General features: G+C 46.7%; 17 protein-coding genes. 8 read left to right on the top strand and 9 right to left on the bottom strand.

The window, feature by feature from the left end; all coding sequences use genetic code 11:
* The first annotated feature begins 2 nt into the window (after nt 1–2).
* The 4 genes from ACRRS1_RS18475 (at nt 3) to lpxC (ending at nt 4,209) form a co-directional block, all read left to right on the top strand.
* Nucleotides 3–758: a cell division protein FtsQ/DivIB gene (locus tag ACRRS1_RS18475; protein WP_432460133.1), complete on the top strand. Its 756-nt coding sequence runs from the start codon at nt 3–5 to the stop codon at nt 756–758.
* On the top strand, nt 739–1,995 hold the full coding sequence (gene ftsA / locus ACRRS1_RS18470; protein WP_432460131.1) for a cell division protein FtsA: 1,257 nt from the start codon (nt 739–741) through the stop codon (nt 1,993–1,995). Before ACRRS1_RS18475 ends, ftsA begins: the two co-directional genes overlap by 20 nt.
* A gap of 38 nt (nt 1,996–2,033) precedes the next feature.
* A complete protein-coding gene (ftsZ, locus tag ACRRS1_RS18465) occupies nt 2,034–3,182 on the top strand; it encodes a cell division protein FtsZ (protein WP_432456047.1) in 1,149 nt (382 codons plus the stop codon).
* A gap of 109 nt (nt 3,183–3,291) precedes the next feature.
* Complete coding sequence (gene lpxC, locus ACRRS1_RS18460) at nt 3,292–4,209, top strand: UDP-3-O-acyl-N-acetylglucosamine deacetylase (RefSeq protein WP_432468940.1); 918 nt, start codon at nt 3,292–3,294, stop codon at nt 4,207–4,209.
* An 18-nt stretch (nt 4,210–4,227) separates the two neighbouring features.
* Here lpxC and ACRRS1_RS18455 read toward each other — a convergent pair whose 3' ends face one another.
* On the bottom strand, nt 4,228–4,683 hold the full coding sequence (locus ACRRS1_RS18455; protein ID WP_432460130.1) for a DUF721 domain-containing protein: 456 nt from the start codon (nt 4,681–4,683) through the stop codon (nt 4,228–4,230).
* 21 nt (nt 4,684–4,704) lie between these two features.
* Between ACRRS1_RS18455 and ACRRS1_RS18450 the strand changes: the two genes are divergently transcribed.
* The 3 genes from ACRRS1_RS18450 to mutT all read left to right on the top strand — a co-directional run bounded on the left by ACRRS1_RS18450 (nt 4,705) and on the right by mutT (nt 8,985).
* Nucleotides 4,705–5,628: a M23 family metallopeptidase gene (locus ACRRS1_RS18450; protein WP_432460129.1), complete on the top strand. Its 924-nt coding sequence runs from the start codon at nt 4,705–4,707 to the stop codon at nt 5,626–5,628.
* Nucleotides 5,629–5,663: 35 nt separating this feature from the next.
* On the top strand, nt 5,664–8,384 hold the full coding sequence (gene secA, locus ACRRS1_RS18445) for a preprotein translocase subunit SecA (protein WP_432460128.1): 2,721 nt from the start codon (nt 5,664–5,666) through the stop codon (nt 8,382–8,384).
* A gap of 193 nt (nt 8,385–8,577) precedes the next feature.
* A complete protein-coding gene (mutT, locus tag ACRRS1_RS18440; protein ID WP_432460127.1) occupies nt 8,578–8,985 on the top strand; it encodes an 8-oxo-dGTP diphosphatase MutT in 408 nt (135 codons plus the stop codon).
* Between the two features lie 5 nt (nt 8,986–8,990).
* On the opposite strand, the gene yacG is transcribed toward mutT, so the two are convergent.
* The 8 genes from yacG to nadC form a co-directional block, all read right to left on the bottom strand.
* Entirely contained in the window at nt 8,991–9,191 is a 201-nt protein-coding gene (gene yacG, locus ACRRS1_RS18435; protein ID WP_432456053.1) for a DNA gyrase inhibitor YacG, read from the bottom strand.
* On the bottom strand, nt 9,191–9,931 hold the full coding sequence (gene zapD / locus ACRRS1_RS18430; protein ID WP_432468941.1) for a cell division protein ZapD: 741 nt from the start codon (nt 9,929–9,931) through the stop codon (nt 9,191–9,193). The genes yacG and zapD overlap by 1 nt, the downstream gene beginning before the upstream one ends.
* A gap of 56 nt (nt 9,932–9,987) precedes the next feature.
* Nucleotides 9,988–10,590: a dephospho-CoA kinase gene (gene coaE, locus ACRRS1_RS18425; protein WP_432460125.1), complete on the bottom strand. Its 603-nt coding sequence runs from the start codon at nt 10,588–10,590 to the stop codon at nt 9,988–9,990.
* Between the two features lie 43 nt (nt 10,591–10,633).
* On the bottom strand, nt 10,634–11,512 hold the full coding sequence (locus ACRRS1_RS18420) for a prepilin peptidase (RefSeq protein WP_432468942.1): 879 nt from the start codon (nt 11,510–11,512) through the stop codon (nt 10,634–10,636).
* A 1-nt stretch (nt 11,513) separates the two neighbouring features.
* On the bottom strand, nt 11,514–12,758 hold the full coding sequence (locus ACRRS1_RS18415; protein ID WP_432468943.1) for a type II secretion system F family protein: 1,245 nt from the start codon (nt 12,756–12,758) through the stop codon (nt 11,514–11,516).
* Nucleotides 12,759–12,832: 74 nt separating this feature from the next.
* Nucleotides 12,833–14,536, bottom strand: coding sequence for a type IV-A pilus assembly ATPase PilB (gene pilB, locus ACRRS1_RS18410; protein WP_432468944.1), 1,704 nt, complete (start codon nt 14,534–14,536; stop codon nt 12,833–12,835).
* A gap of 11 nt (nt 14,537–14,547) precedes the next feature.
* Nucleotides 14,548–15,006: a pilin gene (locus ACRRS1_RS18405; RefSeq protein WP_432468945.1), complete on the bottom strand. Its 459-nt coding sequence runs from the start codon at nt 15,004–15,006 to the stop codon at nt 14,548–14,550.
* 247 nt (nt 15,007–15,253) lie between these two features.
* Nucleotides 15,254–16,096, bottom strand: coding sequence for a carboxylating nicotinate-nucleotide diphosphorylase (nadC, locus tag ACRRS1_RS18400; protein WP_432468946.1), 843 nt, complete (start codon nt 16,094–16,096; stop codon nt 15,254–15,256).
* A 145-nt stretch (nt 16,097–16,241) separates the two neighbouring features.
* Between nadC and ampD the strand changes: the two genes are divergently transcribed.
* Complete coding sequence (gene ampD, locus ACRRS1_RS18395) at nt 16,242–16,799, top strand: 1,6-anhydro-N-acetylmuramyl-L-alanine amidase AmpD (protein ID WP_432468947.1); 558 nt, start codon at nt 16,242–16,244, stop codon at nt 16,797–16,799.
* The last annotated feature ends 74 nt before the right edge of the window (nt 16,800–16,873 follow it).

Genomic DNA, 16,873 nt, shown 5'->3' with positions numbered 1-16,873 from the left:
TTATGCAAATGACCCATCAACAAAAGCAACTTTGGGCCTATTGGGCGGGAGTGACCTTTTTTGTGTCGGTTATTTTAGTATTGAGTTATGCGGCTTACTCGGTATATCGAGGGGTGAGTGATAAACGGCTTAGCCCGATGAATCGCTTATTGGTATCGGGTCAGCGCGAGTATGTATTAGATCAAGAATTACAGCATGCCTTAGCGGCATTACCTGAGGCTGGCAATTTTTTTAGCTTGGATGTGTCGCAAGTGAAAGCACAGATTGAACACTTGCCTTGGGTACGGCAGGTTACGGTACGTAAGCAGTGGCCAGATAAGTTATCGATCGCTTTACAAGAGCAGCAAGTCGTTGCTCGTTGGAATAATGCCGCTTTGCTTAATCAGCAAGGTCAGATATTTGATGCGCCACAGCAACGTGTAAAAACGGCCTTGGTATCTTTAAGTGGTCCGGATGAGCAGGCTGAAATGGTATTGAGCACCTTTCGACAATTGCAACAGCGTTTGCAGAGTCGAAATTTAAATATTGTAAGCCTTGCGTTAAATGAGCGCCATGCTTGGCAAATACAACTGGCTGGTGGTATGCGACTGCATTTAGGAAAAGAAGATAAGTTCAATCGTATTGAACGTTTTGTCGATATTTACCCGCAGTTGAAGAATGCGGCAGTCGCTTATGTTGATTTACGTTATGACACCGGCTTTGCCGTAGGTTGGAAGAAACAAGAAGGTTTGGTAATTAATGACCAAAGTAACGGATAGAAAACTGATCGTTGGCCTCGATATTGGCAGCGCAAAAATCACCGCATTGATCGGTGAGGTCTTGCCGAGCAACGAGATGAGCATTATCGGTGTAGGCAGTCATCCGGCAAAGGGTATGGATAAAGGCGGGGTTAACGACCTTGATTCGGTGGTTAAAACCGTACAGCGAGCACTGCAAGAAGCGGAGTTAATGGCCGATTGCAAGATTAGCTCGGTGTATTTGGGGGTCTCGGGACGCCACATCCGTTGTTTAAATGAAAAAGGCATGGTGCCGATTAGTGATGAAGAGGTGACTCAGGATGATGTGGATAACGCCATCCACACTGCTAAATCGGTGAAACTGCCCGATGAACACCGCATCTTGCATGTATTGCCGCAAGAGTTTGCCATCGATTTCCAAGAAGGTATCAAAAACCCGATTGGTTTATCGGGAGTTCGTATGGAAGCCAAGGTGCATCTTATTGCTTGCCATAACGATATGGTGAAGAACATCGTGAAGTGTGTTGAGCGTTGTGATCTTAAAGTCGATCAACTGATTTTTTCTGCCTTGGCTTCAAGTTATGCGGTGCTTACTGAAGACGAGAAAGAGCTTGGTGTGTGTGTGGTTGATATTGGCTCTGGCACCATGGATATTGCGGTTTATACTAGCGGCGCTTTGCGTCATACCTCAGTGGTTCCATTTGCTGGTAATTCGGTGACTCGTGATATAGCGACCGTATTTGGTACGCCATTAAATGATGCTGAGGCCGTCAAGGTTCGTTATGGTTGCGCCTTAGGCAGTATGGTGAGTAGAGACGATACCATTGAAGTCCCCAGTGTGGGAGGACGTCCGTCTCGTAGCTTGCAACGGCAAACTTTGGCGGAGGTGATTGAACCTCGATATAGTGAGCTGTTTGCGATGATTAAAGTCAAGCTGGATGAGCTTGCGGATGATTTACAAGCGCAAGGTACTAAATTGCAGTTGGGTGCCGGTGTGGTTTTAACCGGTGGTGCAGCACAGATAGAGGGCGTTGTTGAATGCGCCGAGAAAATTTTACAATGTCAGGTGCGAGTTGGTTCTGCCAATAAAGTAGCTGGTCTTACCGAATATGTACAAGCGCCTACCTACTCAACAGCTGTAGGCTTGTTACATTACGGAATGGAAAATCAAACTGAAAAGCCAATTGAAGCGAAAAATATAAGCAGCGTTGGTAATATCGCGAAGCGTTTACACAGTTGGTTTAAAGGTGAATTTTAGTTTTTGCTAATTGGCGAAAATAAAGCGGAGAGAGAACTATGTTTGAGATTATGGATAGTCATACCGATGAAGCGGTTATTAAAGTGGTTGGTGTTGGCGGTGGTGGCGGTAACGCCGTTGAGCACATGGTGGCGCAGTCGATTGAAGGGGTGGAATTCATCACGATCAATACCGATGCGCAAGCGCTACGTAACTCTGGTGCCGATAATACCTTACAAATTGGTGGGGCCATCACCAAAGGTTTAGGGGCGGGTGCAAACCCAGAAGTAGGTCGTGAAGCAGCGATGGAAGATCGAGATGCGATCATGAGCCAATTACAAGGCGCAGATATGGTGTTTATTGCTGCCGGAATGGGAGGCGGGACTGGTACTGGTGCCGCTCCGATTGTTGCGGAAGTGGCTAAAGAGCTAGGGATCCTAACCGTAGCGGTAGTGACTAAACCTTTCGGTTTTGAGGGCAAAAAACGCACCAGTTATGCTCAGCAGGGGATTGAGCAGCTGAGTAAGAGTGTTGATTCATTAATTACGATCCCTAACGATAAGCTGTTAAAAGTATTGGGTCGAGGGGTGTCTCTGCTGGATGCTTTTAAGGCCGCAAATAACGTATTACTAGGTGCCGTGCAGGGGATCGCCGAGTTGATTACTCGCCCTGGCTTAATTAACGTGGATTTCGCCGATGTTCGCACGGTGATGCGTGAAATGGGCACTGCAATGATGGGGACCGGGATCGCTTCTGGTGAAGACCGCGCTGAAGAAGCTGCCGAGCTTGCTATTTCTAGCCCCTTGTTGGAAGACGTAGATCTAGCTGGTGCGCGTGGCATTTTGGTCAACATCACCGCTGGTTTCGATATGAGCATTGAAGAGTTTGAAACGGTGGGCAACGCCGTGAAAGGTTTTGCCTCTGAGAATGCGACTGTTGTGGTTGGGGCCGTGATTGACCCAGAAATGAGCGATGAATTAAGAGTGACCGTGGTTGCGACTGGTATTGGTGCAGAACGCCGCCCTGATATTTCTATTGTTAAACCACAACAAGCGGTGAATGCGGAACCAGTTACGCGTACCTTACCAGCCGATTCTGCACCGATGATGGATGAATCCGCTGCGGTGGTAAATGCGGAACCTAGTCGGGCGAGTAGTGATGGTGATTATTTAGACATCCCAGCATTTTTGCGTCGTCAGGCAGATTAATCTGTTGGTTAATGCTGGAGATTTAGCCAAAAGTTTGTGGTGTATTTCAAACTTATGCTAAGATGTCCGACCATTAACATTTATTTGGTCGTAAAGCAGAGGAATTTTTATGCTTAAACAACGGACTCTTGAAAAGTCAGTACAAGCGACAGGGATCGGTTTGCATTCTGGGCACAAGGTCACGATCGTCTTGCGTCCCGCGCCAGCGAATACCGGTATCCTGTTCAATCGTACCGATTTGGATCCGGTTGTCACGATCCCGGCAAAAGCAGAATTGGTACGCGACACCATGCTTTGTACTTGTCTGATTGATGATGCGGGTAACCGTATTTCAACAGTTGAGCACTTAATGGCGGCAATTGCAGCCCTAGGTTTGGACAATTTAATTATTGATGTCGATGCGCCAGAGCTTCCAGTGATGGATGGTAGTGCTAGCCCCTTTGTATTTTTATTGCAATCGGCTGGTATTACAGAACAATCTGCGGCGAAGAAGTTTATTCGAATTAAACAAGCTATTCGTGTTGAACATGAAGATAAGTGGGCCGAGTTACTGCCGAACAACGACGGCTTTAAAATCGATTTCTCTATTGATTTTGCTCATCCTGCGATGGAAGGCCGTAATCAGGCGATTTCGATGATGTTTTCTGCCGATAAGTTTGTGAAAGAAATCAGCCGTGCTAGAACCTTTGGGTTTATGCGTGATATTGAGTATTTGCAATCTAAAAATCTAGCCCTAGGTGGCGGATTAGAAAATGCAATTGTGCTGGATGATTACCGGATTCTTAACGAAGATGGCCTTCGTTATGAAGATGAGTTTGTTAAACACAAGTTACTCGATGCGGTGGGTGATTTGTTTATGGCTGGTTTACCCATCTTGGGTCACTTAAGAGCACATAAATCGGGTCATGCCTTGAATAATAATCTGGTTCGAGCAATGCTTGAGCAACAACATGCTTGGGAAATTGTCACTTTTGAAGACAAGTCCGAAGCGCCTGCTGCATACCAACTGCCGGTATTCAGTTTCTAGTTATTTGGTCGGCGCTGGCTAACTCTCTCCGCTCAGCGCCGCTAATTTTTTCAACTTTTCCTTCAGTTCATCAGGCACATGCTTGGATAATTCTGTGATATGTCTAGCTGCTTCAGCGCTTAGCTGGCGTTTTCCAGTGCTTTTTACTTCAGGTTCTGGTTTAATGTGCTTTAACTCCGGATTTATTTTTAATTCTAAACTGACAACCCCCGGGATAGCTTTGCGTAAGTCACTCAGTAGTTCAAATCGGAACTGTTTTAGTCGAGTGAGCCAAGCGGAACTCGGTGCTTCGATAATAGCGACTCCTTGACGCATATTAACGATACGGCATTGCTGTAGTTTGTAGTGTGCCAAAATATCGCTGCCCAGTTGTTGCAGCTGAAGTCGGCGTTGTAAGGGCTGTTCGATTTGCGAAAATTGTTTCTGATGAAACAGACGATTAATCGAAATCGGTTGGTGTTGTCGCTTGGACATAATAATTAGTATATTTTCAATATGAAGTTAAGTTTAGTATACGCCCATAAAGGCGAGACCAGAACCATTCGCGTAAATCCCTTCCGTTTATTATGGCTGGGATTTCTGCTGGCACTGCTATTGTCCAGTATTGGTTTGTGGGGTGTTCAACAGTATCGAGACTTAGCACAGCAACAGGCGCGGTTGATTAGTCAGTTGGATAGTTTACAAGCGGAACCAAAGCTACATCAGTTTGAGCAACAATTACGTGAGCGTTATCGTGGGTTAGCGCTTCGAGTGGGGCAAATGCAAGTCGAGATGACCCGTTTGAATGCCCTTGGCGCTCGCTTAGTGGAAGATAGCGAACTTGCCGCAGAGTTTGATTTTTCTCATACACCTCCTATTGGCGGGCCGATGATGGACATTGACAGCAGTCGTGAACGCGATAGCCATTTGTTGTTTGGCCTGTATCAACTAGAACAACAGCTTGGTAAAAACAAAAAATCTCTTACCGCGCTTGAATCTTGGCAACAAAGTCTCCATTTATTAGACAATAGTTTTATCTCTGGTTGGCCGGCAAAAGGCCCCGGCATTTGGATTTCTTCACCCTTTGGTTCGCGGCTCGATCCTTTTACGCAGCGCTTGTCGGTGCATAATGGAGTCGATATTGCTGGGAAGGAAGGGACAGCGATTTACGCAGTGGGTAGTGGCGTGGTTGTTTGGGCCGGAACGCGTTCTGGTTATGGCAACTTCGTTGAAATAGCGCATGGTAACGGAATGGTAACGCGTTACGGGCATGCTAAAGCAGTATTAGTAAAAGAAGGTGATGTGGTAAATAAAGGGGACGAGATCGCGTTGATGGGCAGTACTGGCCGCTCAACCGGTCCTCATGTGCATTTTGAGGTGCTTAAAAATGGCCGACCTCTGAATCCCAGTAAATTTATTTATCGCAAAGCCAGTGCATAGAAAATTGGATTTCGTCTTAGCAGAAGTAGTTTTTCATGATTAGTAAATTAGTAACAAAGATAGTTGGTACCCGAAACGACCGTACCATCAAGAAGATGCGTAAAATAGTAAATGCTATTAACGCCCTAGAGCCCGAATACGAAAAATTGTCAGCAGAAGACATCAAAGCGAAGGCCGTCGAATTTAGAGAGCGGGTGGAGCAAGGTGAAACGCTAGAGTCAATTTTGCCAGAAGCGTTTGCGGTGGTTCGTGAGGCCTCAAAACGGGTATTCGAAATGCGTCATTTCGATGTCCAGATGATTGGTGGCATGGTTCTTAACGATAATAAAATCGCAGAGATGCGCACTGGTGAAGGTAAAACCTTGACCGCAACTTTGCCTGCTTACCTGAACGGGATTACCGGTAAGGGCGTGCATGTGATTACCGTGAATGACTATTTGGCACAACGTGATGCGGAATGGAATCGCCCTCTATTTGAATACTTAGGTTTATCCGTTGCAGTGAATATTGCGGGAATGGACCATGAAGCCAAGAAGGCGTCCTACGCCGCTGATATTACCTATGGTACTAACAACGAATTTGGTTTTGATTATCTGCGTGACAATATGGCTTTTGCGCCAGAGCAACGAGTGCAACGACCTTTAAATTATGCAGTTGTGGATGAAGTCGACTCGATCCTCATCGACGAGGCTCGTACACCGTTGATTATTTCTGGTCCAGCGGAAGATAGCTCAGAGCTTTATAAAAAAATTAATGATGTGATCCCACTTTTGGTTCGCCAAGAGGAAGAAGATACTGAAGAACATACGGGTGACGGTCACTACACCCTCGACGAAAAAAATAAGCAGGTTCATTTGACCGAAACTGGTCAAATTTTTGTCGAAGAAACCTTGATTGAGCGGGGCATGCTCGAAGAGGGGGATTCACTTTATAATGCAGCCAATATTAGCCTGTTACACCATGTGAATGCTGGTCTACGCGCGCATACCTTATTCGAACGTAACGTCGATTATATCGTGAGTGATAGTGGCGAGATCGTGATTGTTGATGAACACACCGGCCGTACCATGCCAGGGCGTCGTTGGTCCGAAGGGCTACATCAATCGGTGGAAGCGAAAGAAGGGGTGGCAATTCAAAATGAAAACCAAACCTTAGCGTCAATCACCTTCCAAAACTATTTCCGCCTATATCAAAAACTGTCTGGAATGACTGGTACTGCCGACACCGAAGCTTTTGAGTTTCAATCTATTTACGGCCTCGATACGGTGGTTGTACCAACCAATAAACCGATGGTTCGTGATGACAAAGGGGATTTAGTCTATCTGACCGCAGAAGAGAAATATCACGCCATTGTCGAGGATATTCGCGAGTGTGTGAAGGCTCAGCGTCCAGTGTTAGTCGGTACCGTATCGATCGAAAATTCGGAACTATTGTCGAATATTTTAAACAAAGAAAAAATTAAACATAACGTGCTGAACGCTAAGTTCCATGAGAAGGAAGCGGAAATTGTCGCCTCAGCGGGTATGGCTGGTGCGGTGACCATCGCCACGAATATGGCGGGCCGGGGAACAGATATTGTGTTGGGCGGTAGCCTTCAAGCCGAGCTGAGTGCTTTAGGTGAGGAAGTGAGCGAGCAGCAAATTGCCGAGATTAAACACCAGTGGCAGCAGCGTCATGATGCAGTATTAGCCAGTGGTGGTTTACATATTATTGGCACCGAGCGTCATGAATCCCGTCGTATTGATAACCAGCTTCGTGGTCGTTCGGGTCGCCAAGGGGATCCCGGTTCGACTCGCTTCTACCTCTCGATGGAAGATAGCTTGATGCGTATTTTTGCATCAGATCGAGTGACCGGAATGATGAAAAAACTCGGCATGGAAGAGGGTGAAGCGATTGAGCATCCTTGGGTCACTCGCGCCATTGAAAATGCTCAGCGTAAAGTTGAAGGGCGTAACTTTGATGTGCGTAAGTCTTTGCTGCAATTTGATGATGTGGCTAACGATCAGCGCAAGGTTGTTTACGAGCAACGCAACGATCTTATGGATAGTGAAAGTATTTCTGAAACCATCGAAGTGATCCGTCAAGATGTATATTCAGCGGTGCTTGATGAATACATTCCCCCTCAGTCTCTCGACGAAATGTGGCAAATCACTGAGTTGGAACAACGTTTGAAGAGTGATTTTGGACTGGATTTACCAATTCAAAAATGGCTGGATGAAGACGATAAGTTACATGAAGAAAGCTTGCGTGAGCGAGTTATCGAAGCAGCCGTGAAAGAGTACCAAGATAAAATTGATAAAGTGGGCGCGGATAGTATCAAACAGTTTGAGAAATCGGTGATGTTGCAAACTCTTGATCAGCTTTGGAAGGAGCATCTCGCAGCGATGGATCATCTGCGTCAAGGGATCCACTTACGTGGTTATGCTCAGAAGGATCCTAAGCAAGAATACAAACGGGAATCTTTTGAATTATTCACCCAGATGCTTGAAGCACTCAAGCTAGATGTGATTAGTATTTTGAGTCGGGTGCAGGTTCAAGCGCCAGAAGAAGTGGAAGCGATGGAAGCGAAACGTCGTGAAGCCGAACAACGCGCTATGGAATATCGTCATCAACAAGCTCAAAATCAGCTCGAGGATGAAGCAACAACGGCATCAAATCAACCGGTTGTTCGTGAAGGGCAAAAAGTGGGGCGCAATGATCCTTGTCCCTGTGGTTCCGGTAAGAAATATAAGCAATGCCATGGTAAGTTATCCTGATTTGAGGATAGTTATGCTGTAAAGAAGGAGAGCCTTGGCTCTCCTTTTTGTTGATGTGAGCTGCGGTTTAGATTGTGCTTGTGAGCGCAGCTCTTGGGGGGAGGTTGGTTATATGCGCCACGAGAGTGAAATTCGGTGTCGTTTTTGGTTTAGACGCGCCGTCAACGGTTAAGGGCTAAATTTGGGAGTAGCAATGAAAACAGTGAATGTGGCGGTAGGGGTTATCTTCAAGCAACAACAAATTTTGTTGAGCTTAAGGCACCAAGCGCAGCATCAGGGAGGAAAGTGGGAGTTTCCCGGAGGAAAAGTTGAGCCTGAAGAAACGGTGCTTGAAGCTTTAGCCCGTGAGCTAAAAGAAGAACTGCTGATCGATATTGATGTGAGCAGCTGTAAAGCGTTGACTCGTATTGAGCACGATTATGTCGATAAACGTGTGTGTTTACACGTTTATACCATTGAACGCTTTACAGGAGAGGCACAAGGCGCAGAACAGCAGGAAATACGCTGGGTGATGGCAAAGAATTTAAGTGATTACACTTTTCCTGAGGCAAATCTTGCTATTTTGCAGGCGATTGGGCGTTTAGAGACGAATCAGAGCTGAGGCCGTTAAAACTCCCAGCTGTCAGGTTTATCTTCATCTTCTACAATATGCTGTCCGGGAATGGCCTTCTCTTGGTTTGCCCATTCCCCTAAATCGATGAGTTTACAGCGCTCACTACAAAAGGGTCTGAACTCGCTACTGCTTTGCCAGATGACGTCGTCGTTACAAGTGGGGCATTTAACTACTGGGGGATTCTGGTTTTTCATTAGTTGATCTTACAGCAATAAAGGCGGCAGTGAATATTGTCTATTTCTAGATTGGCCGCACTGATGAATTTGATAGCAAAGCGGTGTTTATGTCCGCTCACGGTTGGATAGGCTTGATAGTCGGTATCGACTTCGATCCGTAATAGACCACAGTGTTGTGCTACGCCTTGATAGAAGCCCTTGTTGGCAATCACTTCAATGGCTTGATGTTGCTCGCGGACAAGTTTGAGCAACTGCTTAATCGCTTCAACGACCATTTGAAAGGGTTGTAGCCACCCTTCTACTTGAGCTCTAAGCTGTGACGGTGGTTGATTTAGCCTGTAGTGAAGGTAGGGAAGATCAAAACTACTATTCCCGCCCGGTAAGGCTAAACGTTGGCGAATGCTGGCTAATAAACGGTCATTTTTAAGGTGGTCGGTTACGCGAACATGTTTACTGATGGCTACCGACAGACTTTTAACCTCAAGGATTAGCTGCTCTATTTTGCTGGTATCAACATTTGGCATGGATGCCCATTGATCTAGTTTTTCGGTTTGAGTCGCTAAATCTTTGAGTAAATCACTGCGCCATTCACAGCGTTCTAAAACTTCGGCAACTTCAAACAAAATCCGAAAAAATTGCTGTTGTTGCAAAGGGTGTTGCAGGGGTTTAGCCAACATGAGTTGCTCAAATAACTGCTCTAAGCGTAAGTAGTTTCTTACTTTCTCATTTAAAGGGTGCTCGAATATGAGTGCGGCCATGACGATTCATTACACTAAGTTAAAGACTTATCTAAACTAGTGTACCCACTGATCTTTCAACTGTCATGGCTTTTGGCAAGATTAAGGTAAATGCGGTGAAATTCCTTTACTTTGTCGGCTAATAACGACAGTTCGCCATCGTTTACGATGATATCTGTAGCGGCGGCGAGTTTAGCCTCTCGATCCATTTGGGCACCAATAATTTGCTCGGCTTGGCTTTGATTGACCTTGTCGCGCGCCATGGTTCGGGCAATTTGTAGGGCAACTGGCGTATCGATCATGAGCACTCGATCGACAAGTTTATCCAGCTTGTTTTCTAGGAGTAGCGGGGCAACCAAGATCTTGTAGGGGCCTTCTGCAGCGTCAAGCTGTTGTTGCATTTGTTGGCGGATTAGTGGATGAAGCAAATGGTTCAGCCAAGTTTTTTGTTCGGGCTCACTAAAAATAATCTTGCGTAATGCGGCTCGGTCCAATTGACCATTCGCAAGCTGTAGCTGCGGGCCAAAGTGCTTGATGATCTGATTTAGTGCTGGCTGGCCGGGTTCAACCAATTGCCGAGCAACAACGTCAGCATCCACCACCGCCACCCCAAGCGCTTCAAACAGGGCGGATGCTTGACTCTTACCGCTGGCGATGCCGCCAGTTAATCCAATGATCATGCACGGTGCCCTCGTGTGCGATGCTCGGAGATGAGGCCCGCCATCACGCTAAACCGATGTAGTTGAAGTACCAATCTTGAATACTCTGGCCAAAAAATAGATAGGTGACGGCAGCAATTGCCAAATAGGGACCAAAGGGAATCGGTTTTTGTTGTTGATGTCGGCCGAACAAGATCAGTGCAATGCCAATACCCGCGCCGATCAGTGATGATAACAGGATGGTTAGCGGTAGGGCCTGCCAACCAAACCATGCGCCAATCATCGCCAATAGTTTAAAATCTCCGTAGCCCATGCCTTCTTTGCCCGTCAGTAGTTTAAACAGCCAAAATAAGCACCATAAGAAACCATAGCCAATTGCTGCGCCGAGCACTGCACTTTCAAGGCTGACAAAGCCGCCGACGAGATTCAGCAGCAGGCCAAACCACAGGCCGGGTAGGGTGAGTTGGTCGGGCAAATACATGGTATCTAAATCGATTAAGGCTAAACACAGTAGCAGCATGCAAAAGATACTGGCGAAGATGAATGGCAAGCTAAAACCAAACTGCCACCAGCAGGCTAGGGTTAAGGCCGCACATGCTGCTTCTACCAATGGATAACGGATACTGATTGGCGCTTTGCAGTTGGCACACTTACCGCGTAGTAGCAACCAACTGATGAGTGGAATATTTTGCCAGGCCAGAATTAAGTGATGACAGTGCGGACAAGTTGAGCGCGGTAGCGCTAAATTATAAGTTTGGGGAGAAACTGGCGTATCGTCATTAAGCTCATCGGCTAAAAACTGTCGACACTCTTGTTTCCATTGTCGCTCGAGCATCACCGGTAGGCGATGGATCACCACGTTACTAAAAGAGCCGATACACAGCGCGACTAACAAACAGAAACCCAGCGCTAAGGCTGGGTAAAATTCAATGAACTCTTGCATTTTAACCGACGACCGATCCCAGTTTGAAAATAGGTAAATACATGGCCACTACCATACCACCAACTAATACCCCAAGCACAGCCATAATCAAGGGTTCGATTAAGCTGGTGAGGCCATCAACCGCATCATCAACTTGCTGTTCATAGATATTGGCGACTTTATCGAGCATGCTATCCAATGAGCCTGATTCTTCGCCAATCATCACCATCTGGGTCACCATATCGGGAAAGATGTTGACGGTACGCATCGCCACATTCATCTGCATCCCACCGGTGACTTCCACCCGGATGGCGTTGATAGCATTGCGGTAGACTACGTTACCAGAAGCACCAGCTGCGGAGCGCAGCGCATCGATTAGCGGGATCCCGGCGGCAAAGGTGGTAGACAAGGTGCGCGCAAAACGGGCCATCGCAGCCTTGTGTAAGATGGGATTAATCACCGGAATTTTTAAAATAAAGCGGTCGGTGGCATCTTTCACCCCCTGCGAGCGGCGAAAGGCTTGCACATAGCCAAAGCCTGCCGCAAAAATCCCGCCAAAGAGGAACGGCCAATAATCTTGCAGGAAGCGTGAGATCCCGATAACGAATAGTGTAAAAGCCGGGAGTTCGGCATTAAAGCTGGCAAAAATTTCTTCAAACTGGGGGATCACAAATAGTAATAAAATGGTGGTCACGATGATGGCGACGATGATTACCGAGACTGGATAAAACATCGCCTTCTTAATTTTGGACTTCAGCGATTCGGCCTTTTCCTTATAGATGGCCACCCGATCATAAATCGTCTCGAGAGCTCCACTTTGCTCACCAGCATCGATCAGGTCACAGTAGAGATCATCGAAGTAGCGAGGATGTTTACGCAGGGCTTCGGAAAGTGCGGTGCCTGATTCTACTTCGGCGCTAATCTCTCCGATCAGTTGGCGCATCGCCGGCTTTTCGACACTCTTGGCGATAATATTAAAACTCTGCACCAGTGGCACGCCAGCCGACAGCATAGTGGCGATTTGCCGAGATACCACCGCGATGTCCATCGGCTTGATCTTATTACCCAATTGGCTAAGAAAACTCTCACTTTTTTTCTTGATTTTGGTAACGGTGATGCCCTGGCGACGCAGGTCGGCTCGTACTTGACTGATCGTCTCGGCTTGATACTCGCCATTCACCTTACCGCCTCGGCGATTAATCCCACTCCAGCTAAAGGCATTGATTTTTTTAACGGCGACTTTACGCTTGGTGTTTGTGGCGGCCATAACATCCCTGCAAACAATGAGTCTTAATTCATAGGTTTAATTTATCAAATAATTAACGGTGCCGTTTGGGTGAATCATACATTTGTGACTCGCTCGACTTCTGCTAAGCTGGTGACGCCTAAACGGGCTTTTTCTAAGGCGGACATGCGCAGCGAATACATCCCCTCGTTAATCGCCTGTTCGGCGATTTGAATGGAATTGCCTTGCTCCATAATCAGTTTAGCAATTGCACTGCTCATGGGCATCACCTCGTAAATCCCTACTCGTCCCTTATAACCGCCGGTACACTTATCACAACCCTCCGGTTCAAATAATTGAACTCCTGCGCTGATTTGGTCTTGATTAAAGCCGATCTTGGGTAATAAATGCGCCTCGATTATCTTCGATTTTTTACAGTGTTCACAGAGTCGTCGCGCCAAACGCTGGGCGATGATCAAGCTGACCGAGGATGCGATGTTAAAGGCCGGGACCCCCATATTCAGCATTCGGGTCAGGGTTTCGGCGGCGGAATTAGTATGCAGGGTCGACAGCACTAAGTGGCCGGTTTGCGCCGCTTTAATCGATATTTCTGCGGTTTCTAAATCGCGGATCTCCCCAACCATTACCACATCAGGATCTTGACGTAGAAAGGCGCGTAGAGCGCTGGCAAAGCTTAGTCCGGCGCGATTATTAATCTGTACTTGGTTAACCCCTGGCAGGTTAATCTCCACCGGATCTTCGGCGGTGGAAATATTAATTTCACTGGTATTGAGAATACTTAAGCCAGTATACAACGACACGGTTTTACCGGAACCGGTGGGGCCGGTGACTAAAATCATCCCTTGCGGGCGAGCTAAGGCGTCTAAATATAGCTTTTTTTGTTGCTCATCGTAGCCAAGCGCGTCGATGTTTAGCTTGGCCGCCGAAGAGTCGAGGATCCGGATCACGATTTTTTCGCCCCACATGGTGGGCAGAGAATTCACCCGCATGTCGATAGCCTTGTTACGGCCGGTCTTGAGTTTGATTCGACCATCCTGTGGTAGTCGACGTTCGGCGATGTCCATTCGCGCCATTACCTTGAGCCGAGCCGAGAAGCGATTGGCCAGGTTAATCGGTGGGCTGGCGATTTCGTGTAACAGTCCGTCGATGCGAAATCGGATCCGGTATTTATGCTCATAGGGCTCAAAGTGTAAATCGGAAGCGCCGCGGCGGATCGCATCCATCAAGATCTTATTGATATAAACTACGATGGGCGCATCGTCTTGTTTATTGGTTTGCTGCTCATCGAGGCGAGAGCCTTCATCACTAACTTCTAAATCATTGATATCGTCATCAGAAATCTCGCCTAAATCGAGGTTGGCGCTGTCATCGACTAGCGATTGAATGGCGTTAAATAGCTTGTTTTCTTCAACCAGCAGCGCTTCGACGTGCAGGCCGAAGCTAAAGCCAAAATCTTCGAGGGCAGTCACATTACTGGGATCGGCCATTGCCACATACAGGGTCTGTCCCTGGCTATAAACTGGCAAGACGTGGTGTTTAAAAATCAATTTTTCGTTGAGATATTTCTGCGGGATCTCACTAAGCTCGATGGCATCTAAATCTAGCAGTGGAATGCCAAACTGGCTCTCACAAAAATCCGCCAGCTGTTTGCTGGAGAGCAGTTCATTCTCGACTAATACGCTGGTAAATGCCCGTTGCTCTTGCTTACTGCGTTGATACAGTTCGACGAGTCGTTGTTCTTTGTCGGGAAAAGAAACGGCCAAGCTTGATGCTAGGCCGTTTAAACTTAAATTAGACATAGATTTCTAAATTAACAAAGGTCTGTGTTCGAACAAGTGATGGTCCAACCAACTCCTCCATTAGCATTTGGTGTTCCGACTAAAATATATGTATCTGTAGCAAGTATTCCATTTGCAGGGTCAGGAGTTAGAGTAATAGTTACAGCATTAGTCGTTCCATCTTGAGTTGCTGTCGCAGTAGCGATAAGGTCTCGTCCAGCAGCAGCTGCTGCTGCATCATTTACCTCGTTAGAGGTCGTTGTAGCACATGTTGTTATGTCGGTTTGCAGACAAACTTCAACGGTTGTCTTAATTCCTTGAGCTCCGCTAATGATATCTGTGTAGCGGGCTTTTCTCGTATAATTTTGATAAGCAGGCAGCGCGACCGCCGCTAAGATGGCTACGATGGCTACTACGATCATTAATTCGATGAGCGTAAAACCGCTTTGTTTGTTGGCTACTTTGATTTGAAGGTTTTGGACTGTTTTCATTGCGTCTTTCCTTTACACAAGTTTTAAGTTGTTTATCTACCGTTTTATTATCGGGTTGCAATAAATTAACGCCGTTAATTCAGCCACATCCCTTACTGTACGGTGCTGCAAATCTATACTGATTAAAGCACACGAATGTTATAAGTATAGTTATTTTTAGAAAAAGACAATTAAATCGTGATCTTAGGGGGGCTTTGATCTGAGAGGCTGTAAATGTATTTATACAGCCTTGTTTCACTAATCGATGTTATTCGGCGACAAAGCGCATACTTAGGTCTAGCGCCTTGACATGTTTGGTTAAAGCGCCTACCGAAATATAATCAACGCCTGTTTCGGCATACTGACGAATGGTGCTTAGGGTCATATTGCCAGAAGCCTCTAACTTTGCGCGGCCCTGGTTGAGCTCAACCGCTTGACGCATCAACTCGACGCTGAAATTATCTAACATTACCACATCGCTGCCTGCATCAAGCGCTTGGTTTAACTCGTCGAGGTTTTCTACTTCCACTTCCACTTTTTTCCCTGGTGACAACTGGCGCGCCTGGTCTATTGCAGCTTTAATACTGCCACAGGCCATGATGTGGTTTTCTTTTATGAGAAAAGCATCGAACAGTCCGAAACGATGATTATGACCGCCGCCGCAGCGAACCGCATATTTTGAGGCAAAGCGTAAGCCCGGTAGCGTTTTTCGGGTATCCAGTAATTGGCATTGGGTGCCAGTAAGCAAGTCACAATAGGCAGCCACTTGCGTGGCAATTCCGGATAGGGTTTGGATAAAGTTGAGTGCGCAGCGCTCACCGGTTAATAAAATCCGTGCAGGACCACTTAAATAGCAAAGGCTTTGGTTTTCGACAACCTTGTCGCCATCTTCAACCAACCACTCTATGCTGACTTGCCCACCGAGTTGGCGAAACACTTCATCGGCAAATTGGCGACCCACAAACACCGCATCTTCGCGGCTGATAATTTTAGCCTTATTGACTTGTTGTTCGGGAATCAGCCCCGCGGTGATATCTAGCTGCGGGTCTAAGTGACTTAAATCTTCAATGAGGGCTGCGCTGACATTAGCGCGCAATTGTTCGAGGTTCATGCATCGATTCTCTGATAGTTGCGATAGTGATGATGGTTTGTAGAGTATATACCCTAGCATGTAGCGCATTCTAACTTAGAAGGCTTAAGCTTGCATGGGCAAATATTGGCTTTATGATAAGCGAGTTGTCAGGCGCTATTGTTTTATGGCTAAGGAGAGAGTTTTGCAGATTAATCAGCAGCATCAACTGGTACAGGCGCAGCAGCTGCCAAGCCCATTTCATAATCAGCGACCCGAAGATGAGATCAGCCTATTGGTCGTGCATTGTATCAGTTTGCCACAGGGTGTTTATGGCAATGGCTATGTTGATCAGCTGTTTAGCGGTACTTTAGAGAGTAGTGCAGAGCCGAGTTTTGCCGATTTAGCTGGCTTAGAGGTCTCTGCGCACCTGTTGATTGAGCGTGACGGTCAATTGAAACAATATGTACCATTTAATCGACGTGCTTGGCATGCTGGGGTATCGACTTACCGTGGGCGGGAAGCTTGCAATGACTTTTCCATTGGGATTGAATTAGAAGGAACCGACCATAGCGCCTTTACTCAGGCTCAATATCAAGCCTTGGTTGCGGTGACTCAAACACTATTGGCGCATTATCCACAAATGAGCAAGCAAGCGATTGTTGGGCATAGTGAGATAGCGCCGGGAAGAAAATCAGATCCCGGAGAGGCGTTTGATTGGGAGGCGTATCTCGCGGCTTTATGAGCACGCTTGGTTTGCCATGAGAATTGACTTACTATTTGTTTGCATGGCAGACATTTATGGAGAGCAATCAATCA

It is taken from the genome of Agarivorans sp. Z349TD_8, assembly GCF_050870825.2.
GTDB lineage: Bacteria > Pseudomonadota > Gammaproteobacteria > Enterobacterales > Celerinatantimonadaceae > Agarivorans.
The sequence above is the reverse complement of the archived record's forward strand: the minus strand, read 5'-3'. Positions and strand labels throughout refer to the sequence as shown.